Raw genomic sequence first — 20,953 nt, forward strand, 5'->3', positions numbered from 1 at the left:
CGTCGCTACGAGCCAAGGCGGAATTCCGGGCGCAGGCATGCGGGGACGATTGAACGGAGTTTCGCCAGTGACACATCAGATGCCGCCCCTTCCCTGGTTGCGCGCCTTCGAGGCTGCTGCGCGGCACCTGAGCTTCACGAATGCTGCGGCAGAACTGAACCTGACCCAGGCGGCGATCTCGAAGCAGGTGAAACTTCTGGAGCATCATCTGCGCGAGCCGCTTTTCGAGCGCCTGCCGCGAAGCGTGACGCTGACCAAGGCCGGGGCCGCCTACCTTCCCAAGGTGAACGATGCCTTCGAACGGCTTTCGGCAGGCACGGTCGAAGTGTTTGGCGGGCGTCGCCTGGGCATCCTCTCGGTTCGCGCGCCGGTCGGCTATGCGATAACGTGGCTGGCCCCGCGCCTGCCGCGCTTCCTGGCGGCACACCCCAAGACGCAGGTGCGGATCGTCTCGTCTGTCTGGGCCGAAGATTATGACTCCGAGACCTTCGATCTGGATATCCGGTATGGTTTCGGGAAGTGGTCCGGCTTCTCCGCCGACAGGATTACCTGGGAACGACTGATCCCGATGTGCCTTCCGGAGATCGCTGCCCGGATGGCGGATCCGGACGATCTGGCCAAGGAACGCCTGTTGCATGTTCTCGGCTATCAGGAAGGGTGGGCGACGTGGCTTGCCGCGGCAGGAGCGGACCAGGTGGATCCAGGGGCGGGCCTATGGTTCGACACCACGCCGATGGCACTGGAGGTCGCGGCCCAGAGCGGCGGCGTGGCGCTTGGTCGATCCTCAATGCTCGAACGTGAGCTCGCCTCGGGACGTCTTGTCCCCGCCTTCGATCTGGCCCTGCCGATCAAGGAGGGGTTCTTTCTGGTCGCGCCGGAAAAGGGTCCGCGGCACCCCGATGCCGAGGTGTTCCGGGACTGGTTGCTGGCAGAGGCGGCCGAGGGGCGCGAGTGATCAGCTAGCGCGGAGCCGCACCCCCGCATCCAGCCGTATCACCTCGCCGTTCAGCATCGGGTTGCGGATCATCGACAGGCAAAGGTCTGCGAAGTCCTCGGGTTCACCGAAGCGGCGAGGGAAGATGGAGTCGGAGGTGATTGCCTCGACCACTTCCGGGGGGACCTCGGAGGCCATTGGGGTCTTGAAGAGGCCGGGTGCGATGGCCAGCACCCGGACGCCCTTGGCGGCAAACTCGCGCGCGGCCTGGATGGTCATGGCAGCGATGGCGCCCTTGGAGGCCACATAGGCACCTTGGCCGATCTGGCCCTCATAAGCCGTGATCGAGGCGGTGTTGACGATCACGCCGCGCTCTCCGTCCTGGCCAAGCGGCTCCAAGGCCATCATGCGCGCGGCCGCCTTGGTCATCACGCTGACCGTGCCCAGAAGGTTCACCCCGATCACCTGGGCGAACCGGCCCATGTCCACGGGCCCGTCGCGGCCCACAAGCCGCATCGACCCCGGGACGCCGGCGCTATTGACCACGATGCGCGCCGCGCCATGTTCGGCTTCCGCTGCATCGAGGGCCGCCACCACCGAGCCCTCGTCGGCCACGTCACAGGCCAAATGCAGGATGCCGGGCTCCGCCTCGCCCGGCGTCAGGTCCAGCGCGGCGACCCTTGCGCCGGTAGCGGCAAGTCCCCGCGCCGTTGCAAGGCCAAGCCCCGAGGCTCCGCCGGTGACCAGCGCCGCAACCCCTGCAAGGTCACGCATGTTCCCCCCTTGCAGCCAGAAGACGGGTCAGCCAGTCGGGGTCCATCTCGGGCACCGAGGAGAGGAGAAGTCTGGTATAGGGCTCATGCGGGTGATCGAACAGCTCGGTCTTCGCTCCACGCTCCACCACCACGCCATGCTCCATCACCACGACCTCGTCGGCTATGGACTTCACGGTCGCGAGGTCATGGGTGATGAACATGTAGGCCAACCCAAGTTCCGATTGCAGCCGGTCGAGGAGCCTTAGGATCCCTTCCTGCACGATCTGGTCGAGCGCCGAGGTCACTTCGTCGCAGATGATGAGCGATGGCTCCGCCGCAAGCGCGCGGGCGATGCCGATGCGCTGCTTCTGCCCGCCCGACAATTCGCCAGGCAGGCGGTCGATGAACTGGTCCGGCTCAAGCTCGATCAGCGACAGAAGATCGCGCACGCGGGCCTCCAACGCCTTGCCTTTCAGCCCCAGATACATCTCGGCCGGCCGTCCGATCAGCTCACGCAAGGTGAGCTTGGGATTCAACGCCGTGTCGGCCATCTGGTAGATCATCTGGCACTGGCGCAGTTCCTCGCGCGAACGCGACTTGAAACTGGGGGGCAGGGGCTTGCCGTTGAAGAGAACCTCTCCCTTTCGCGGCGGCAGAAGGCCGGTGATGACCCGGGCGGCAGTCGACTTGCCCGAGCCGCTTTCCCCCACCACGGCCACCGTGCGGCGTGCGTGGATGTCGAACGAAATGTCCTTCAGGACATCGACCACGCCATATCCTGCCGAAACATTGCGGACCGAGACGACGGGCGTTCCCGAGGCCGGGGGCTGTTCCGGCCGGGTGAAGCTGCGGACGGCCCAGAGGCTCTTCGTGTAGTCCTCGCGGGGGGCGGCGAGCATGCTGCGGGTATCGGCCTCTTCCACTTCGTCGCCGCGGAGGAGAACCTTGATCCGGTCGGCCATCTGGGCGACCACGGCAAGGTCATGGGTGATATAGATCGCCGCCGTGCCGAACTGCCGCACGATGTCGCGGATCGCGGCCAGAACCTCGATCTGGGTGGTCACGTCGAGTGCCGTGGTCGGCTCGTCAAAGACGATGAGATCCGGCCGGCAGGACATGGCCATGGCCGTCATCGCCCGTTGCAATTGCCCGCCGGACACCTGATGCGGATAACGGAAGCCGATTTCCTCGGGGTTCGGCAGTCGCATGCGGCGGTAAAGCTCCACCGCGTCGGCCTCGGCCTTTTCGCGCGACATGACGCCATGGACAACGGGCGCTTCGCAATACTGGTCGATCAGCTTGTGGGCGGGGTTGAAGCTTGCCGCCGCCGACTGCGCGACATAGGCGATGCGTTTGCCGCGCAGACCGCGCCGCACGGCCTCCGGGGCCGTGCGCAAGTCTATCCCGTCGAAGTCAATCGTGCCGTCCGAGATGCGGCAGCCGTCGCGCGCAAAGCCCATTGCGGCAAGGCCCAGCGTCGACTTGCCCGCCCCGGATTCCCCGATCAGGCCCAGCACCTCGCCCCGGTGCAGCGTAAGGTCCACGCCCTTGACGATCTCATGCCACTGGTCGCCCGAACGCCCTTCGATGCGAAGCCCCTTGATGGTGAGAAGCACCTGTTCTTCCATGGCTTCACTCCTTCAGCCCGCTGGCGCGGTGCAACTGCCAGTCCACCACGAAGTTCACCGCAACCGTCAACAGCGCGATGGCACCTGCGGGTAGAAGCGGCGTGATGTCCCCGAAGGTGATCAGGGTGGCGTTTTCACGCACCATGCTGCCCCAGTCGGCGGTCGGCGGCTTGATGCCAAGGCCGAGAAAGGACAGCGCCGAGATCGAAAGGAAGACGAAGCAGAAGCGCAGGCCGAACTCGGCGACCAGGGGCGCCACGGCATTGGGAAGGATCTCGCGGCGGATCAGCCGCCACATCCCTTCGCCGCGAAGACGGGCGGCCTCGATGTAATCCATCACGACGATGCCTTGCGCAACCGACCGAGCTAGCCGGTAGACCCTTGTGGCGTCGACGGCGGCGATGACAAGGATCAGCGTCAGAACCGAGGTGCCGAAGATCGTCAGAAGAAGAAGCGAGAAGATCAGCGCCGGAATGGCCATCAGAGCATCGACAAATCGTGAAAGCCACTGGTCCAGCAAACCTCCGACAAGCGCCGCCCAGATGCCAAGGATCGAGCCCACGACAAAGGCCAGGGCCGTGGTGGCAAAAGCGATGCCCACCGTGTTGCGTGCGCCGTAGACAAGGCGGGTCAGCATGTCGCGGCCCAGCTTGTCGGTGCCAAGGTAATGGGGCGAGGCCCAGGGAAGATACTGGCCCCCCAACACCTGGCCCTCGCCGAAGGGCGCAATGACGGGTGCCAGAACTGCCACCACGACATAGACGAGGATGACCGCAAGGCCGAAGGAGGCCGTGAGCGGCATGTCGCGGAAAGTGGGCTTGTAATGAGCCGGGGCCAGTCCGCGCAGGGCGATCCGAGCCGCATGGCCGATCACGAAGAAGAGTGCGAGGCCGACGATCAGGGAAAGAAGAATCGTCATTGCCTTACCTCCGGTGCATCAGACGCGGGTTCGTGATGGTCGACAGAACGTCCGCGATGAGATTCAGAAGCACATAGGCCGAAGCGAAGATCAGCGCGATGGCCTGTACCACGGCGATATCGCGGTTCGTCACCGCATCGACCATCAATTGCCCAAGGCCCGGGTAGACGAAGACCACCTCGACCACCACCACGCCGGTGATCAGATAGGCGAGGTTCAGGGCCACGACGTTGATGATCGGTGCAAGCGCGTTCGGCACGGCGTGGCGCAGCACAACGCGCAGGGGCGACATGCCTTTCAGCCGCGCCATCTCGATATAGGGGCTGGCGAGCAGGTTGATGATCGCCGCCCGCGTCATCCGCATCATGTGGGCGGTGACGACAAGCGTGAGCGTCAGCGCGGGCAGGAAGGTCATGTAGAGCCGGTCGCCGAAGGTCGTGGACCCGGTGATCCGCACCATCGACGGGAAGAAGCCGGTCTGCGCCAGCCACAGGACAAGGATATAGGCCACGAAGAATTCGGGGAACGAGATCGAGGTCAGCGCCAGGGCGTTCGAGGCGCGGTCGAAGATCGAGTTGCGCCACAGCGCGGCCAGGATGCCAAGGACCAGCGATATCGGTACGGCAAGGGCAGCGGCATACAGCGCCAGGAACAGCGTATTGCCCAGCCTTGCCCCCACAAGGTCGACAATCGGTTTCTTGGTCGCCATCGAAACCCCGAAATCGCCATGCAGCACGCCGGTCAGCCAGTTCCAGTACCGCACGGGAGCGGGATCATTCAGGCCAAGCTGTTCGCGCAGTTGGGCCAGGGTCTCTTCGGTCGCCGACTGCCCCAGAAGCTCGCGGGCAAGGTCGCCGGGCAAGAGTTCGGTCGCGCCGAAGATCACCACCGAGATGACGAACAGGGTCAGGATGCCCAAAAGCAGCCTGCGCCCGATAAAGCGCCAGATTTCGTTCATTCTTTCCCCCCTTGGACCTGTTCGGCGGTCTTGCTGCCGCCTTGCCAACACATGGCGATGGGGCCCGGCGGCGATGCGCCGGTGCCCTCGCTTCAGTCCTTAAGGCTCAGGCGAACCACCAGCGCTCGACGCAACGGAATCCGTCGAGGTTCCAGTTGTTCGAAACCTTTTCGGGAGTTGCCACGGCGTTGGCGACAGCCATCACGTAGTTGTTGTACATCGGGATGATGGTCGAGCCTTCGAAGGACACGATCTGCTGCATCTCGTGGTACATGTCGCGGCGCTTTGCCTCGTCGAGTTCGGACCGTGCGGCAGCCAACAGCGCGTCGAACCTCTCGTTCGACCAGAAGCTTTCGTTCCAGGATGCGCCCGTCTTGTAGGCGGTGGTGAACATCTGGTCCTCGACCGGACGGCCGCCCCAGTAGGAGGCGCAGAACGGCTTCTTCATCCAGACATTGTCCCAGTAGCCGTCGTCCGGCGCACGGTCCACCGTGATGGTGATGCCCGCGGCGGCGGCCTTCTCGCTCATCAGGACGGCGGCGTCCACCGCGCCCGAGAAGGCGGCATTGGCGGCGGACAGCGTGACCTCCAGCGTGTCCATGCCGGCCTGCTTCAGGTAGTGCTTGGCCTTGTCGGGATCATAGGTCTTGGCCTCCAATTCCGCAAAGAAGTAGCGGTTTGCCGGGCCGATCGGGTTGTCATTCGACACCGAGCCGTGGCCGGCAAGGATCTTGTCCACCAGTTCCTGGCGGTCGAAGGCGTATTTCAGCGCCAGGCGGACGTTGTTGTCGCTGAAGGGCGCAGCGCGGCTGTCCATCGGGAAGACGTAATGCGCATTGCCCGAGATCGAGAGGATCTTGGCGATGCCACGGCCTTCCAGAAGGCCGATCGTGGCCGGGTCGATCTGGTCGATCGTGTCCACCTCGCCCGTCATGAGGGCATTCAGCCGCGCTGCCGGGTCGAGGATCGACAGAAGCACGATCTGGTCGAAGTGGGCGCGGTCGGACTTCCAGTAGTTCGGGTTGCGGTTCAGCGTCGCCTGGACGCCGGGCTCGTAGCTCTCAACGATATAGCCGCCGCAGCCGTCCGAGGAGGTCGGGTCGATCTTGCCATCGGTGCCCGGCATGATCGCCAGGTGATAGTCCGACATCAGATAGGGGAAATCGGCATTCGGGGCCGAGATCGTGATAACCACGTTCTGCCCGTCGACCTTGATGTCGGTGACCGCGTCGAAATATGGCTTTGCCGCCGAGGTCGAGGTTTCGCCGCGGTGGTGGTTCAGCGAGGCGACCACATCATCCGGCGTCACCGGCTTGCCGGAATGGAAGGTAACGCCCTCCCGGATCTTGAAGACCCAGGTCATGCCGTCCGCTGAGTCCCAGCTTTCGGCGATTTCCGGCACGAGATTCCCGTCCGCGGCGATCTCGATCAGCTGGTTGTGGCGGGAGGCGGCAAAGGTCTGAGCATAGAGGTTGTCCCAAAGGCCGGGATCGTAGCCGTCCGTCGAAGAGCCGTGGCCGATGCCGACGCGGAAGACTCCGCCCTTCTTCGGTTCGGCACGGGCGGCGCCCAGGCTCGCCGGAAGAATCAGGCCGGCCGCACCGATGGCGGCGGCGCCTTTCAGAAGCCCGCGGCGGGACATCCCGCGCGGAAATCTCAGGTTCGTCATAGTTTTCCTCCCTTGTGATAAAGTGCGCCGTAGGCGCTTGGTCTGAAGTTTTCCAGGGCCGCCTCCGAATACGTGGCGCGGTCGAGCCATGCCGGGCTGATCTCTACGCCCCAACCCGGAGCATCCGTCACGGCAACGTGGCCGTCGGTCACCTTGAAAGGTCGGCCGAGGAACAGGTTCCGCTGCCAAGGATAGTAATCGTCCCCTTCGATGGAGACCTCAAGATATTTTCCTGCATTCGGAATCGCGGCCAGCAGGTGCATCGAGCACATGGTGACGAGTGACAGGTTGGCCGAATGCGGCGTGCAGGGCAGACCCGCGGCGGCGGCCATGCGGGCGACCTCGAGCGTGCGCGTCATGCCCCCCATGTACATGACGTCGGGTTGGACCACATCGATCGCGCGCATGTCGATCATGCGCTTCCAGGTCACGAGGTCCCAGTCCTGCTCGCCGCCCGTCACGTCGATGGGCACCGCATCGGTCACGGCCTTTGTCGCATCGAGATCCCAGTAGGGCACCGGTTCCTCGTAGTGGCTGACCCCATGGTCGGCGAGCATCCGGCCCACCTCGATCGCCCGAGGAACCGAGAAGCCTGAATTGGCATCGACCAGCTTGTCGATTCCGTCGCCGAGTGCGCGCGCCACGGTCGGGATGATCTCCACGGTCCGGCCCGGCCATTCGTCGATGTCGTCGCCGCATTCCGCGCCGATCCGCCATTTCGCGGCGGTGAACCCCTGCTCTCCACAAAGCCGCACCAGACGCGCGGCCTCATCTGCGGCCGAGATGTCGCGTTTCATGGAACTGGCATAGGCGCGTATGCGCTGCGGTCCGCCGCCGATCAGGCTGGCCACGGGCTTGCCCGCGCGCCGGCCGGCCATATCCCAGAGCGCGGTATCCAGACCTGCCAGGGCCCGCGCGCGGTAACTTCCGGGATACTTGTGCTCTCTCCGTTCGATCAGATGAACCAGTCCCGCAATGTCGTGGCTGTCCGCGCCAAGCGCCCAGGGAGCAATCTGGCGGTGGAAGACCTGGGCGGTGATGTCTGCGTTGTAGGTGGATGTCTGCCCCCAGCCGATAGCCCCGTCATCCGCCGTGACACGCACGAAGCAGACGAACTCGTCGTGAAAAGTTTCCATCCGGACGATGCGGTTCATCAAAACCTTTGTGTTCGCGCAGACTGACCAGTTGTCAACAGAGGATTCCCTGCAGGGCCGGTCGGGGCAAACAACCAAATGCGAGCCATTGGGCGAATGGGAGTTATCCATGCCCCGAAAAAGCCGAAGACACGGGAAGGCGCAGTGGCCCTGTGCCGGGCCTGTTCCGATCATTCCCGTGATGGCGGATGGCATCGCCGTCGGGCAGCGATTTGTGGCGCTCCCCAGCCTGGCGGAACGGCCCAATGCGATGGACTGCCTTGCCCGCATCTGCGCCGAAGGTCAGAGGAAAGCCTCGGGCCTGATGAGAATGCCGATGACCATCCCCGTGCGGCAAATCAGACCCAGCTGGGCATCCCGGTCAGCTTCTCACGACGGAGCGGCCGGACCTGGGCCGTCGCCGCATCCGTCGCAGGGGCGAAGCCCGATCTTGCTCGGATCCGCGCCTTGCGGACGGCCCATGCCATCCTTGAACGGGATAGCGCAGGCCGTCCAATGCCGACTTCTAGCCCAACCTCACCTTACCGCCTGACGCTCTCGCGACTGCTGGCAGACGGCGGTGCAGAACATGGGAACACATCAGCGCCGGTGCGGCGCTGATCGACCGGCATCAGGGACCGGCGTGCCGGACTGCTTCGTGGGTGACAGCGATCCGGATCTGCACCGCGTGGCGGTTTGTCCGGTGGCGTCGCGGATTGCCCGGGCAAAGGTCCACGTTGCGATGGCCAAGGCGCCGCGCATTCGTGCGGCGATCGGCTTCGTTAACGAGGTATTCATTGCGAATGCCGATCCGCTTGGGAGGAAACGCCCCTTCGAAATGGAATCGGCGAATGGCCATTGAATGCTCCCCTGGCCGCGCCTCAAGGGTTGGTGCGACAGCAGGGCCCACTTGTCCAAAACCCGACGCGAGAAAGGTTCGATCCGGGTTCCGTTCCCTCCGCCAAGGCCCTCTGGAATATAGGATTTTTCAGATCGCATGAGCCCTGCTTGTGGCCCCCGATCCCCACCGTGAACGCCATTCGACCTCGTCGCATTTCGCGTGGGGACAGGAGCAGAGAGTGGCTCTGCGGTGGCCTCGAATACCGTTTGGCTGCACTGGAAGCCGTCATCCCGGACGCGGGGGGGGACCGCTCGCGAATTGACACGCGGCACGGACCACCCAAGCGGGTGGGTCAATGAACCGGTCGAGGAGTGTGAGATCGCCATATACATTTGGCGCGTCTGACGTTAAAGGGACCGGTCTTTCGCGGTTTCGACTGCGTCCCAAGGCGACATTCGCCATCATCCCACGGACCCTTCCTCCATGACCCCCTCCCTCTCCGATGCGCTCGCCGAGCGCGGCTATGACACACTTACCCCGGTGCAGGAGGCGGTGGCTGATCCTGATCTTGCGACTTCGGACCTGCTCGTCTCTGCTCAGACTGGTTCGGGCAAGACCGTGGGATTCGGCCTGGCAATTGCCCCGACGATCCTAGGCGAGGCGGAGCGTTTCGGCCTGGCCGCCGCGCCACTGGCCCTCGTCATCGCGCCCACCCGCGAGCTTGCCTTCCAGGTGATGCAGGAACTGAGCTGGCTCTACGCGAAGACGGGTGCGCGGGTAACGTCCTGCGTGGGGGGGATGGACATGCGCGACGAACGGCGTGCGCTGGATCGGGGGGCGCATATCGTCGTCGGGACGCCGGGCCGGCTGCGCGACCATATCGAACGCGGGTCCCTCGACATGAGCGGACTGCGCGCCGTGGTGCTCGACGAGGCCGACGAGATGCTCGACCTCGGGTTCCGTGAGGACCTCGAATTCATGCTCGGGAAAGCGCCCGAGGACCGGCGCACCCTGATGTTTTCGGCGACGGTGTCACCGGGGATCGCGAAGCTCGCCGAGAAGTATCAGCGCGATGCCCGCCGGGTCAGCACGCTCGGGGGCGCCCGGCAGCATGCCGACATCTCCTATCAGGTAGTGCGAGTGGCCGCGCCGGACTGCGATCGCGCCATCTTCAACCTGCTCCGCTACCGCGATGCCGAAAGTGCGATCATTTTCGCCAACACGCGCGCGGCCGTGAATCACCTCACCGCGCGGCTCGCCAACCGTGGCTTCGCCGTGGTGAGCCTGTCCGGCGAATTGAGTCAGAACGAACGCACGCACGCGCTGCAAGCCATGCGCGACGGCCGGGCGCGGATCTGCGTTGCCACCGACGTTGCGGCCCGCGGCATCGACCTGCCCAATCTCAACCTCGTGATCCATGCCGATCTGCCGACCAATACCGAGAGCCTGCTGCACCGGTCCGGCCGCACGGGCCGCGCCGGGCGCAAGGGTGTTTCGGCCCTCATCGTGCCGCCGAAGGCCGTGAAGAAGGCTGAGCAGCTCCTGAAATGGGCCAAGATATCGGCGGAGTGGGTCGTAGCGCCCTCCGCCGAAGACATCCTCCGCCGCGATGAGGAGCGGCTTCTGGCTGACCCCGCGTGGGACGAAGCCCCGACCGAGGCCCAGACGGCCTTCGCCGCGAAACTTCTCGCGCGCCATAGCCCCGAGGCAATTGCCGCGGCCTATCTGCGCCTCTACCGCTCGCGCCAGTCCGCGCCGGAAGAGCTCTCTCCGCCCGACGAGAAACCCGTCGCGAGGGACCACAGGGACTTCGGCCCCAGCCGTTGGTTCGCACTTTCGCTCGGTCGTGATGACCAGGCAGAGGCGCGCTGGCTCCTTCCGCTTCTTTGCCGCGCGGGCAACCTCGACAGATCTGCCATCGGCGCAATCAGGGTGCAGAAGGCCGAGACATTCGTCGAACTTTCCGAGGGAAGCGTCGATGGGTTTCTCGCTGCTCTCGGCCCGGAGGCCGTCCTTGAAGAGGGCATAGCCGTCCGGCAGCTGGACCGCGCGCCCGATCTGCAACCGCAGGGCCGCGCCCACACAAAAGGGCCGGGGGCCTCGCACGACGCTCGCAAGGGCCGCAAGCCCTGGGATGAGGGGGCAAAACCCCGGCCTGGCAAGGCGAGGACGCCCCGCGCGGCCAGCCATGAAGCCGAGAATGTCGGGTCCCGCGATTTCGCGCCGGCGCCTGAGCGCAAGCCAGCCCCCGGCTTCGACGAGGCCAGGCCGGCTCAGGCACGGGATGGCAAGGCCGGTGCGCCCAAGGGAAAACCGTCCAAGCCGTATACCGGAAAGACCGGGCAGAAGTCCGCCGCCAAGCTGAAGGGCAAGCCGGCCTCGACGGCGGCCGATGCACCCGGCGACACGGAACGGTCCAAGTCGCCAGGGCGGGGCAAGGCGGGTCCGTGGAAGCCCGGCAAGCGGGCGCCGAACCGTGACGGCGGTCGCAAGCCTCCGGAACGTCGGAAGCGATAGGAGGTCCGCCCGGCCACCGGGCCGGATGGCGGCGTCAGTCGTCTGTTTCGGATGTCGGTGCTAGCGATCGGCCAGCACGACCCTCACGCCCCAGTCGCGGCTGCGGACCGACAAGTCCGAGGGGAGGGGGGCGTCTGTATAGAAGGCGTCGATCTCCGAAAGCGAAGCGATGCGCGCCGGGGCGGTCCGGGCGAACTTGGAGTGGTCGGCGACCAGGAACACCTTGCGCGACTGACGGATGATGGTCTGGCTGACGCCGACTTCCTGTATGTCGAAGTCCAGGAGATCGCCGTCTTCATCCAAAGCCGAGCAGCCTATGACGGCGTGATCGAACTTGAAGCGGCTTATGACCTCTGTCGTCAGGCTGCCCACCAGACCCCCGTCGGAGCGGCGCAGGTTGCCGCCGGCCACGATGATTTCGCAGTCCTGGTTCGCCACCAGGATGTTGGCGACGTTCATGTTGTTGGTGACAACCATCAGGTTCCGATGGTGCAGCATTTCCCGCGCGACGGCCTCGGTCGAGGTGCCGATGTTCAAGAAGACGGAGGCATTGTCAGGTATGTCGGCGGCGCAGGCCCTCGCGATGCGCTGCTTTTCCTCGAAGTTCAGGGTTCTCCGGTGTTCGTAGCCGATGTTGGACGTGCCGGAGGGTAAAACGGCCCCCCCATGAACGCGCTGGAGCTTGCCGGTATCCGCGAGTTCGGTCAGGTCGCGGCGGATCGTCTGCACGCTGACGTCGAAGCGCGAAGCGAGCTCCTCGACGGAGACTTTGCCCTCGCGGCGGGCGATCTCGAGTATCTCGGGTTGGCGGAAAGTCTGCGGCATTGCGCGAGGCCCTCTTCGTTTGGGGCTTTATGGCGGGCAAAGGAACAAGAACGCAAGCCAGCCGTGAGCGAACATGTCGTGATTCTCCGCCGGATTTCCCCTGTCGCCTGTCTGTCCTGCATGCGGCGGTGCCTTTAGTCTGGGTGTAGAGCCCGAATTTCAAGGGGCTTTGTGTCTTTTATCTGCGCGAAGTCGAATGCAGAACAATGGATTTCGTTTGTGAGCGAGTTCGTGTAAAGAAGGTACAAAGACGAAAGAAAACGAATGGAGGGGTGGCCGTGTCACTCGAAAGGGAAGATCGGGTCTGCGACCTTTTCGTGATCGGCGGCGGCATCAATGGCTGCGGCATCGCGCGCGACGCGGCCGGGCGGGGACTATCCGTCACCCTGGCGGAGATGAATGACCTCGCGTCGGCCACTTCCTCGGCCTCGACCAAGCTCTTTCACGGTGGCCTGCGCTACCTGGAGTACTTCGAATTTCGCCTGGTCCGGGAGGCGCTGATCGAACGTGAGACGCTCCTGCGCGCCATGCCGCACATTTCCTGGCCGATGCGTTTCGTCCTGCCGTATCACAAGGACATGCGGTTCGAGGCCGGGACTCCGACGTCGAACCTTCTGACGCTCGTCATGCCCTGGATGAAGGGGCGCCGCCCGGCCTGGCTGATCCGGCTTGGGCTCTTCCTTTACGACCACCTCGGCGGGCGCAAGATCCTCCCCGGCACCAGTTCGCTGGATCTGACCAGTGCGCCAGAGGGTGCGCCGCTCAAGGACAAGTTCGCCCGTGCCTACGAATACAGCGACTGCTGGGTGGAGGATGCGCGCCTCGTGGTGCTGAACGCAAGGGACGCGCAGGCTCGCGGCGCCGAAATTCTCACGCGCACCAGGGTCCTGAGCGCGCGCCGCACCGGCGAACTCTGGGAAGTCCGGCTGGAGGACACCCAAACGGGCGAGACCCAGACACGCCGCGCGCGCATGCTGGTGAATGCCGGCGGACCCTGGGTCGGCGACGTGATCCACGATGTCGCCGGGATAGACAGCCGCGAAGGCGTCCGGCTGGTGCGCGGCAGCCATATCGTGACCCGCAAGCTCTTCGACCACGACAAGTGCTACTTCTTCCAGGGGGCCGATGGGCGCATCATATTCGCCATCTCCTACGAGACGGACTACACGCTCATCGGCACGACGGACGCCGATCATCCCGATGCCGCGGAGCCGCCGGTGTGCACCGAGGAAGAGCAGGACTACCTCTGCGCCTTCGCCTCGGAATACTTCAAGCGGCCGGTGACGCGGGAAGATATCGTCTGGACCTATTCGGGCGTGCGGCCGCTCTACGATGACGGGGCGAAATCGGCCACCGCCGCCACCCGCGACTACGTGCTGAGCCTCGACGAGGGCGAGGGCGCGCCGCTTCTGAACGTCTTCGGCGGCAAGATCACCACCTATCGCCGCCTTGCGGAAGGCGCGCTTGAGAAGATTGAGCCGCATTTCCCCGGCATGCCGGGGAAATGGACGGCGCGCGAGGCCCTGCCGGGCGGAGATTTCCCCGTCGACGGCGTCCTGCGGCTTGTCGCCGATCTGCGCTCCGACTACCCGTTCCTCAGCGACTCGTGGGCACTTCGCCTCGTGCGCGCCTACGGAACCGAGGCGCGGGAGATTCTCGGGGACGCCCACCGCGTAGAAGACCTCGGCCGCGATTTCGGCGCCACTCTGAGTGAGCGCGAAGTCCGCTGGCTGATGTCGAAGGAGTTCGCGTGCCGCGCGGAGGATGTGGTCTGGCGCCGATCGAAGCTGGGCCTGCGGATGAGTGCGGAGGAGATCGCCGCGTTGGATGAGTGGATGAGGAATTCGGCAGCCGACAGCAACTGTGTGGCTGCCGCCGAATAGTGGGAACGTGGTGGGCCGCTGGGACGGTCCGACTGTTCAGCCATGACGTGGATGCCGGGCGATCGAGCGCCCCTACGGCACTGAGGCCGGCATGGATGAACCTCCCCGTATCCCAGGGTAATCCCCTGGTCCGGTCCCGGGGGGCGGCAATGCCCCCATTATTCCAGCTCTCCGAGTTCCTCGCGCAATTCTTCAACCATCTCGAGATGGCTGCGTCCGCGTTCTCCTAGGGCGTGGCGGACCTCCAGCACGATCAGGCGAAGCACCGCCATCGCCCCGCCATAGGAATCCGCGAACTGGCTGGTGTTGACCACGCAATCCAGGGTCCAGGTCGCGAAGGCAGGCGCTTCGCGCACGGTCTGGTCGGCAAGGAGAAGAACCTGTGTGCCCCGCGACGCGATCGCCTCCACCATGCGCGCGAAGCCGGCGGGGCGGCGGCGAAGGCCGACGACGATCGCGAGGTCACCCCGGCCAAGGGTAGAGATGCCCTCCGCCTGCGTTTGCCCCGGAAGAAGCATCGGCGCCACTCCGGGGCGCATCTGCGATACCTGCGCCGTCACGTATTGGGCAAGGAAATGGCTGTTGCGGAAGCCGAGTGTTCGCACCCGCGGCGCCTCAGCGATCGCCTGCCCGATTTCCCTGAGGGTCAGCGGGTTCAACCGGGACAGGGTTGCCTCGATGACGGCCGTTTCCTCCTGGACCAATTTGGAGATCGGATCCCTCGCGCTCGAACTCGTGCTTCCGGTGAAGAGCGGGGATCCCGTTTCCCGCAGACGCCGGGCGGCTTGCCTTGCCTCTTCGTAGTTCGCGTATTGAAGGCGCCGGAAGAACCGGCTGACCGTCGCGTTGGAGACATTCGCCCGGTGCGCCAGTTCCGAAGCCGACCACACCGCCAGTTCCGAGGTCGACTCGAGGATGGTGTCTGCGATCCGGCGCTCGCTGCTGGACAGTGAGGAATATGCCTCATGAATGCGCCGAACCAGCGGGCGGGGGGCGGATTGTGCATCGGTTCTGGGCATTTGTGGATTCCCCGAGATGAAAACTAATTTTCTCACTATGCAAGCTAATGAAAATCTCTTTTCATGTCTGTGTCAACCGATGCGGGACGAGGGATTCGCCACATGGCGGGGATCGCAACCACGGCAAAGGACCTGAGCCTCCGGCTCAACTGGCTTGTCGAGCGCGTCTGTGTGGCGCTGCTCGTGATCCTCGTGCTCGATGTCTGGCTGGGCGTTCTCGTGCGCTACGCGATTCCGCTTCCCCTGACCTTCACCGAGGAACTGGCGCGCTACCTGATGATCTGGATGGCGCTCCTGGCCGTTTCGTCGAGCATCGCCCACCGTGAACACATCGGCGTCGAGTTCATCTTCGGCCGCCTGCCCGCGAGGGCGCGGCGCTGGCTGGCCGTGGCTTTCGACGTGATCGCCTTCGCGTTCTTCTTCGCGCTTTTCTTCTACGGGATCGGCTTTGCCGCGCAGGGCTTCTCGCGGCTGACGATGATCTACGCAATTCCCAAGGGCTACCCCTTCATGGGCGTGCCCCTCGCCGCCGCAATGGCCTGCATCCAGCTGGCACTGATCGGCATCCACGACTTCTTCGCCGAGCGCGCGCCCGAGTCGACCGGCGCGACCGTGGCCATTCCGGGAGACGAATGATGGGTGCCTTTCTCGTAGCGCTCGCCTTCTTCGGCCTGATGGCCTTCGGGATGCCGGTAGGCTTCGCCATTGGCGTCGCGGGGATGGTGGGCATCCTCGAAATGGGGCCGCGGTTTATGCAGATGGCGCCCGACCGCCTCTTTGCCGGGCTCGACCTCTTCCCGTTCCTCGCAATGCCGTTCTTCATCCTTGCCGGCGAGATCATGAACCGCTCTGGCATCACCTATGGTCTGGTGCGGCTCGCCGATGCGCTGGTGGGCTGGATGCGCGGCGGCATGGCGCATTCGAACATGGTCGCGTCCGTGATGTTCGCGGGGATCACGGGTTCCGCCACCGCCGACGCCGCCGCTTTCGGCAACACGCTTGTGCCGGCGATGCAGAAGGCCGGCTACACCCGGTCCTACGCCTGCGCCGTCACCGCGGCGGGCTCCATCATCGGGCCGACGATCCCTCCCTCGACGCTCGCCATCATCTATGGCTCGATCATGGGGGTCTCGATAGCCGGGCTCTTCGCGGCGGGCATTCTGCCCGGGCTCATGATCTGCATCATCTGCATGGCCGTGATCGCGCTGACGGCCAAGGCCAAGAACCTGCCCGAGGGCAAGGGCCGCCCGAGTCTCTGCGCAATCTGGAGCGCGCTGCGCGAAGGCTTCCTTGCCGCGCTGCTGCCGGTGTTCATCCTCGGTTCGATCCTCGGCGGGTTCGCCACGCCTACCGAGGCAGCCGCCATCGCCGTCGCCTATGCCTTGTTCATCGGCGGCGTGATCTATCGCGCGCTGAGCTGGCGCGACCTCTACGAAATCGGTGTCCGCACGACCCGGATCACGGGGGTGATCTTCCTGATCATCGCCTCGGCCTCGATCCTCGGCTGGTGGATGACGTTCAACCGCATACCGCAGGCCATCGCCACGGCCCTGCTGTCCGTTTCCGACAACCCTCAGATTATCGTTGCACTCATTCTCGTTCTCTTGCTGCTGATCGGCCTCGTGATGGATATCAACGCGACGCTGATCATCCTTGCCCCGGTTCTTGCCCCACTCACGGCCCAGATCGGGATGGAGCCTGTTCACGCGGGGATCATGATCATCCTCGCGCTGAACATCTCCCTCATGACACCGCCCGTCGGTGCCTGCCTTTTCGTCCTCGCATCCGTCACGGGCGAGAAGGTCGAAAGCATCGCGCGCGAACTATGGCCCTTCATCTTCGCGGAGGTAGGGGTCCTCTTTGTGATCGCCTTCTGGTCGGATCTCACGCTCTTCATACCACGCATGCTGGGGTTCTGAACCCGGCAGCACACCCTCCCAACAGGAAAGGACAGACCATGACCCTCAAGAAGACAGCAGCCACGGCCCTTGCCGTGATCCTGATGGCCGCGCAGGCACAAGCTGCCGACATCACGATCCGCCTCGCCCACCTCAACCCGGAGGATCCCTTCGCCAGCCACTCCGGCGCCATGGCCGCCGTGTTCAAGTCGCTGGTCGAGTCCAACTCGAACGGCCGCATCGAAGTGCAGCTCTTCGCCAACGGCCAGCTCGGCAAGGACAACGAGGTGATCGATCAGGTTCGGTCCGGCCTGGTAGAGAGCACCATTTCTTCCTCGGGCGGCATGGCCCAGCACTATCCGCTGGTCGGCGTCTTCGACATGCCCTTCGCCTTCCCGAACATCGGCGTGGCCTCCAAGGTGATCACCGATGACAGCGCCTTTGGCGAGAAGTTCATCGCCGACCTCGAGGCGAAGACCGGTCTCGAGGTCCTGGGCCTTCTGGATTCGGGCGGGTTCTTCGCCTTCACCGACAACGAGCGCCCGATCGCCAAGGTGGAGGACATGGAAGGGCTTCGCATCCGCACCATGACGCTGCCGACCCACGAGGCGATCATCTCCTCGCTCGGCGGGCAACCGACGGCGCTGCCTTGGGCCGAGGTCTACACGGCGCTTCAGACCGGCGTTGCCGATGGCCAGATGAACCCGGTTCCGATCATCGCCTTCGCCAAGTTCGACGAGGTGCAGAAATACCTGTCGATCACCAATCACCTGATCACGCCCTACATCTGGACGATGAACGCTGAGTTCCTTGGCGGTCTCAGCGAGGAGGACCAGTACCTGGTCCGCTGGGCCGCCGACGTCGCGACCGATGCGGGGCGCGCGATGAGCCGGGTGATCGAGGCTTCCGACAAGGGCCTGCCCGCACTCTCCGCGAAGATGGAGGTCAACGTCGTGACGCCCGAAGAGCAGGCCAATTTCGCAGCCGCAGCTCAGCCCGCGGTGCGGAAGCTGATCGAAGAGCAGTACGGCGCGGAGGGGATCGCGATGCTTGATGCGATGCTCGCCTCGATCGAGGAAGAAAAGAACGACTTCTGAGACAACCAATCCCGCCGGGGCGCAGGCTTTCGCGCCCCGGCATCGCCCCGCAGGGGCATCTCCATTCGAGGACTAAATGACCGACGAGATCATACGAGGCGCAGGAACCCCTGATGCCTTCACGCTTTGCCTGAACCCCCTCTCCGGGCCTGACAGACCCTGGACCGAGGCGCAGAACGCGATCCTGAGCGATGCCGGACTTTCCGCGGCGCGGGCGACCATCGGCGCATGGCCCGGCTATGCTCCGACGCCGCTGGTCGCGCTGCCGGCCTTGGCGCGGGAGATCGGCGTGGCCTCCCTCCATTACAAGGACGAAGGCGAGCGGTTCGGCCTGGGAAGCTTCAAGGCTCTCGGCGGTGCCTACGCGGTGGCGCGTCTGTTGCAGTCGGAACTGTCCCGGATGCTCGGGCGTGCGGTCGCGATGGACGAAGTCATCGGGAAGGCCCATCCCGACGAGGTTTCGTCGATCACGGTGTGTTGCGCCACCGATGGCAACCACGGGCGCTCCGTCGCCTGGGGTGCGCAGACCTTCGGCTGCAGCTGCGTGATCTTCATTCACGCCACGGTTTCGGAAGGCCGGAAGGAGGCGATCGAAGCCTACGGCGCCGAGGTCCGGCGCTGCGCGGGGAATTACGACGACTCCGTTCGCGAGGCACAGGAAACGGCCACGCGCGAGGGCTGGTTCGTCGTCTCCGACACGTCCTATCCCGGCTACATGGACGTGCCAAAGGACGTCATGCAGGGCTACGAGGTCATGGCGGCCGAGGCTTTCGAAGCGATCGGGACGCGGCCCACCCACATCTTCCTGCAAACCGGGGTAGGGGGCATGGCCGCGGCCGTCACGGCCCTCGCCGTCCGTCGCTGGGGGCGCGAGCGGCCGAGGATCGTCCTCTGTGATCCGGACAAGTCGGCCTGCTGGCTGGTTTCAATCCGCGCGGGCGAGCCGACCGCGGTCGAGGGCGATCTCGATACGCTCATGGCGGGTCTCGCCTGTGGCGAGGTTTCGTCGCTCGCTTGGGAAATCCTGCGCGATCACGCGGATGCGGTCATGGGGCTGACGGACGATTCCGCCGTCGCGGCCATGCGGAAACTGGCGCGGCCCGAGGGAGGCGACCCGGCGATCGTGGCAGGCGAGTCCGCTGTGGCTGGCCTCGCGGGTCTCATCGCCGCCATGTCTGACGAGGAGGCCCGCAGCGCATTGGCGCTAGATGCGGACTCGCGGGTCTTGCTGTTCGGCACGGAGGGCGACACCGACCGGGAACTCTACGAGAAGCTCGTCGGCATGACCGGCGACGCGGTCAGAGGGAAAGCCTGATGCGTCCCGAGATTTCGCCCTCACGGCTCATGGCGCGCCTGCGCGATCTGGGCGGGATCGGCGCGCTCGACGGAGGCGGCGTCTGCCGCCTCGCCCTGACCGACGCGGACCGGACGGGTCGCGACTGGCTTGTCGCGCAGATGAAGGATCTGGGTCTGAGCGTGTCGGTCGACGCGATCGGCAACATATGGGGCGTCCGGGCGGGGATCGACGAGGGGCCACCCGTCCTGATCGGCTCTCACATCGACAGCGTGGCGACCGGGGGAATCTACGACGGCGCGCTGGGCGTCATCGCCGGGCTCGAAGTCATGTCCGCGCTGAACGCGGCAGGGGCACGGACCGCCAGACCGGTCGCCGTGGCCGCGTTCACCAATGAGGAGGGCGCGCGCTTTGCGCCCGACATGATGGGGTCGGGCGTGCACCAGGGCGCCCTCGATCTGGAAGACATGCTGGCGACACGCGCCACCGATGGGGATGGCGTGGTCGGAGATGAACTCGACCGCATCGGTTATCGGGGGACGGCCGAACCGTTCACCCCGTCGGCTTACCTTGAATACCACATCGAACAGGGCCCCGTTCTGGAGCGGGACGGCATCCGGATCGGGGCCGTGACCGGGGTTCAGGGCATCCACTGGACGGAGTTCACCGTAACGGGTCAGTCGAACCACGCGGGAACCACCCCGATGGCCCTGCGCCGCGACGCGGGGCAGGTCGCACTGCGGATCGCGCTGGCGGCGGACCGGATCGCGGCGGAAAATGGGCCGCCGCAGGTCGCGACGGTCGGCGTGTTCGAACTGTCGCCGGGCCTCGTCAACGTCGTGCCGCAGCGCGCGCGCCTGACCGTGGACCTGCGCAACACGGATGGCGATGTCCTCAATGCCGCGACCGGACGACTGATCGCAGAAGCCGAGGAACTGGCACGCGCCGCCGGATGCGAAGTAAGCCACCGTCCGCTGGCCCGTTTCGCGCCAGTCGCCTTCGATCCCGCCATCGTCGCGCGGATCGAACAGGTGGCGCACGCGCGGCAACTCTCGGTTAGGCAGATGCCGTCGGGTGCCGGGCATGACGCGCAGATGTTCGCCCCGAATTGCCCCACGGCGATGATCTTCATCCCGTCGGCAGGGGGGCTGAGCCACAACATCAAGGAATTCAGCGAAGAAGAGGATGTCGTCGCGGGGGCGCAAGTTCTGCTCGATGTCCTGTGCGAACTGGCAGGAGTCCAAGCATGAGCCGGAAATTCATCGTCGCGGGCGCGCAAATGGGTCCGATCACGAAAGACGAGCCGCGAGCCTCCGCCGTCGCGCGCATGTGCACAATGATGCATAAGGCCCATGAGCGCGGCGCCGCCTTGGTCGTATTCCCCGAACTGGCACTCACGACGTTCTTTCCGCGATGGTTCATCGACGATGACGCCGCGCTGGACGCATGGTTCGAGAAGCAGATGCCCAACGACGACGTGCGGCCGCTTTTCGACCTGGCGCGCGAACTCGGGATCGGCTTCCATCTGGGCTATGCCGAACTCACGCCGGAAGGGCGGCATTTCAATACCGCGATCCTCGTTT

General features: G+C 65.0%; 18 protein-coding genes (1 of these 18 running past the window's edge). 10 read left to right on the forward strand and 8 right to left on the reverse strand.

Annotation, left to right across the window (positions count from 1 at the left end; translation table 11 throughout):
* Positions 1 to 67 precede the first annotated feature (67 nt).
* The gene (locus tag ABCN56_RS14060) at positions 68 to 955 is read left to right on the forward strand and encodes a LysR substrate-binding domain-containing protein (RefSeq protein WP_343081418.1); all 888 of its coding nucleotides are present in this window, start codon (positions 68 to 70) and stop codon (positions 953 to 955) included.
* Here the strand turns inward: ABCN56_RS14060 and ABCN56_RS14065 are convergent, their stop codons facing one another.
* From ABCN56_RS14065 to ABCN56_RS14090, 6 genes are all read right to left on the reverse strand, one after another.
* The gene (locus ABCN56_RS14065) at positions 956 to 1,708 is read right to left on the reverse strand and encodes an SDR family NAD(P)-dependent oxidoreductase (protein ID WP_343081419.1); all 753 of its coding nucleotides are present in this window, start codon (positions 1,706 to 1,708) and stop codon (positions 956 to 958) included.
* Positions 1,701 to 3,317: an ABC transporter ATP-binding protein gene (locus ABCN56_RS14070; protein ID WP_343081420.1), complete on the reverse strand. Its 1,617-nt coding sequence runs from the start codon at positions 3,315 to 3,317 to the stop codon at positions 1,701 to 1,703. The genes ABCN56_RS14065 and ABCN56_RS14070 overlap by 8 nt, the downstream gene beginning before the upstream one ends.
* A 4-nt stretch (positions 3,318 to 3,321) precedes the next feature.
* A complete protein-coding gene (locus ABCN56_RS14075) occupies positions 3,322 to 4,236 on the reverse strand; it encodes an ABC transporter permease (RefSeq protein WP_343081421.1) in 915 nt (304 codons plus the stop codon).
* A gap of 4 nt (positions 4,237 to 4,240) precedes the next feature.
* Complete coding sequence (locus tag ABCN56_RS14080) at positions 4,241 to 5,194, reverse strand: ABC transporter permease (RefSeq protein ID WP_343081422.1); 954 nt, start codon at positions 5,192 to 5,194, stop codon at positions 4,241 to 4,243.
* 106 nt (positions 5,195 to 5,300) lie between these two features.
* Positions 5,301 to 6,863 (reverse strand): ABC transporter substrate-binding protein, encoded by a 1,563-nt coding sequence (locus ABCN56_RS14085; protein ID WP_343081423.1) that lies wholly within the window; start codon positions 6,861 to 6,863, stop codon positions 5,301 to 5,303.
* Entirely contained in the window at positions 6,860 to 8,017 is a 1,158-nt protein-coding gene (locus ABCN56_RS14090; protein WP_343081424.1) for a mandelate racemase/muconate lactonizing enzyme family protein, read from the reverse strand. The genes ABCN56_RS14085 and ABCN56_RS14090 overlap by 4 nt, the downstream gene beginning before the upstream one ends.
* A 637-nt stretch (positions 8,018 to 8,654) precedes the next feature.
* Between ABCN56_RS14090 and ABCN56_RS14095 the strand changes: the two genes are divergently transcribed.
* Together ABCN56_RS14095 and ABCN56_RS14100 are read left to right on the forward strand one after the other, a co-directional pair.
* Positions 8,655 to 8,858, forward strand: a complete 204-nt coding sequence (locus ABCN56_RS14095; RefSeq protein ID WP_343081425.1) for a hypothetical protein — start codon at positions 8,655 to 8,657, stop codon at positions 8,856 to 8,858.
* A 462-nt stretch (positions 8,859 to 9,320) separates the two neighbouring features.
* Positions 9,321 to 11,354 (forward strand): DEAD/DEAH box helicase, encoded by a 2,034-nt coding sequence (locus tag ABCN56_RS14100; RefSeq protein WP_343081426.1) that lies wholly within the window; start codon positions 9,321 to 9,323, stop codon positions 11,352 to 11,354.
* A gap of 60 nt (positions 11,355 to 11,414) precedes the next feature.
* Here ABCN56_RS14100 and ABCN56_RS14105 read toward each other — a convergent pair whose 3' ends face one another.
* Positions 11,415 to 12,179 (reverse strand): DeoR/GlpR family DNA-binding transcription regulator, encoded by a 765-nt coding sequence (locus ABCN56_RS14105; protein ID WP_343081427.1) that lies wholly within the window; start codon positions 12,177 to 12,179, stop codon positions 11,415 to 11,417.
* Between the two features lie 278 nt (positions 12,180 to 12,457).
* Between ABCN56_RS14105 and glpD the strand changes: the two genes are divergently transcribed.
* Complete coding sequence (gene glpD / locus ABCN56_RS14110; protein WP_343081428.1) at positions 12,458 to 14,062, forward strand: glycerol-3-phosphate dehydrogenase; 1,605 nt, start codon at positions 12,458 to 12,460, stop codon at positions 14,060 to 14,062.
* Between the two features lie 158 nt (positions 14,063 to 14,220).
* Here the strand turns inward: glpD and ABCN56_RS14115 are convergent, their stop codons facing one another.
* On the reverse strand, positions 14,221 to 15,081 hold the full coding sequence (locus ABCN56_RS14115; RefSeq protein ID WP_343081429.1) for a MurR/RpiR family transcriptional regulator: 861 nt from the start codon (positions 15,079 to 15,081) through the stop codon (positions 14,221 to 14,223).
* 102 nt (positions 15,082 to 15,183) lie between these two features.
* Between ABCN56_RS14115 and ABCN56_RS14120 the strand changes: the two genes are divergently transcribed.
* The 6 genes from ABCN56_RS14120 to ABCN56_RS14145 all read left to right on the forward strand — a co-directional run.
* On the forward strand, positions 15,184 to 15,717 hold the full coding sequence (locus ABCN56_RS14120) for a TRAP transporter small permease (protein ID WP_343081430.1): 534 nt from the start codon (positions 15,184 to 15,186) through the stop codon (positions 15,715 to 15,717).
* Entirely contained in the window at positions 15,717 to 17,000 is a 1,284-nt protein-coding gene (locus tag ABCN56_RS14125) for a TRAP transporter large permease (protein ID WP_343081431.1), read from the forward strand. The genes ABCN56_RS14120 and ABCN56_RS14125 overlap by 1 nt, the downstream gene beginning before the upstream one ends.
* A gap of 38 nt (positions 17,001 to 17,038) precedes the next feature.
* On the forward strand, positions 17,039 to 18,076 hold the full coding sequence (locus ABCN56_RS14130) for a DctP family TRAP transporter solute-binding subunit (protein ID WP_343081432.1): 1,038 nt from the start codon (positions 17,039 to 17,041) through the stop codon (positions 18,074 to 18,076).
* A gap of 76 nt (positions 18,077 to 18,152) precedes the next feature.
* A complete protein-coding gene (locus ABCN56_RS14135) occupies positions 18,153 to 19,391 on the forward strand; it encodes a diaminopropionate ammonia-lyase (RefSeq protein ID WP_343081433.1) in 1,239 nt (412 codons plus the stop codon).
* On the forward strand, positions 19,391 to 20,620 hold the full coding sequence (locus tag ABCN56_RS14140; RefSeq protein WP_343081434.1) for a M20 family metallo-hydrolase: 1,230 nt from the start codon (positions 19,391 to 19,393) through the stop codon (positions 20,618 to 20,620). The genes ABCN56_RS14135 and ABCN56_RS14140 overlap by 1 nt, the downstream gene beginning before the upstream one ends.
* Positions 20,617 to 20,953: the 5' end (the start) of an N-carbamoyl-D-amino-acid hydrolase gene (locus ABCN56_RS14145; RefSeq protein ID WP_343081435.1), read on the forward strand. Its footprint extends 581 nt past the window's final position; 337 of the gene's 918 nt are visible here — the first part of the coding sequence; the start codon lies at positions 20,617 to 20,619; the stop codon falls past the right edge of the window. Before ABCN56_RS14140 ends, ABCN56_RS14145 begins: the two co-directional genes overlap by 4 nt.

This window comes from Ostreiculturibacter nitratireducens, from assembly GCF_032670585.1.
Classification (GTDB): Bacteria; Pseudomonadota; Alphaproteobacteria; order Rhodobacterales; family Rhodobacteraceae; genus Ostreiculturibacter; species Ostreiculturibacter nitratireducens.

Bases quoted from the DNA above. Each gene is read 5' to 3' on its own strand.
- ABCN56_RS14065 (WP_343081419.1), bottom strand. From the start codon at position 1,708: ATGCGTGACCTTGCAGGGGTTGCGGCGCTGGTCACCGGCGGAGCCTCG.
- ABCN56_RS14070 (WP_343081420.1), bottom strand. From the start codon at position 3,317: ATGGAAGAACAGGTGCTTCTCACCATCAAGGGGCTTCGCATCGAAGGG.
- ABCN56_RS14075 (WP_343081421.1), bottom strand. From the start codon at position 4,236: ATGACGATTCTTCTTTCCCTGATCGTCGGCCTCGCACTCTTCTTCGTG.
- ABCN56_RS14080 (WP_343081422.1), bottom strand. From the start codon at position 5,194: ATGAACGAAATCTGGCGCTTTATCGGGCGCAGGCTGCTTTTGGGCATC.
- ABCN56_RS14085 (WP_343081423.1), bottom strand. From the start codon at position 6,863: ATGACGAACCTGAGATTTCCGCGCGGGATGTCCCGCCGCGGGCTTCTG.
- ABCN56_RS14090 (WP_343081424.1), bottom strand. From the start codon at position 8,017: ATGAACCGCATCGTCCGGATGGAAACTTTTCACGACGAGTTCGTCTGC.
- ABCN56_RS14100 (WP_343081426.1), top strand. From the start codon at position 9,321: ATGACCCCCTCCCTCTCCGATGCGCTCGCCGAGCGCGGCTATGACACA.
- ABCN56_RS14105 (WP_343081427.1), bottom strand. From the start codon at position 12,179: ATGCCGCAGACTTTCCGCCAACCCGAGATACTCGAGATCGCCCGCCGC.
- ABCN56_RS14115 (WP_343081429.1), bottom strand. From the start codon at position 15,081: ATGCCCAGAACCGATGCACAATCCGCCCCCCGCCCGCTGGTTCGGCGC.
- ABCN56_RS14120 (WP_343081430.1), top strand. From the start codon at position 15,184: ATGGCGGGGATCGCAACCACGGCAAAGGACCTGAGCCTCCGGCTCAAC.
- ABCN56_RS14125 (WP_343081431.1), top strand. From the start codon at position 15,717: ATGGGTGCCTTTCTCGTAGCGCTCGCCTTCTTCGGCCTGATGGCCTTC.
- ABCN56_RS14130 (WP_343081432.1), top strand. From the start codon at position 17,039: ATGACCCTCAAGAAGACAGCAGCCACGGCCCTTGCCGTGATCCTGATG.
- ABCN56_RS14135 (WP_343081433.1), top strand. From the start codon at position 18,153: ATGACCGACGAGATCATACGAGGCGCAGGAACCCCTGATGCCTTCACG.
- ABCN56_RS14140 (WP_343081434.1), top strand. From the start codon at position 19,391: ATGCGTCCCGAGATTTCGCCCTCACGGCTCATGGCGCGCCTGCGCGAT.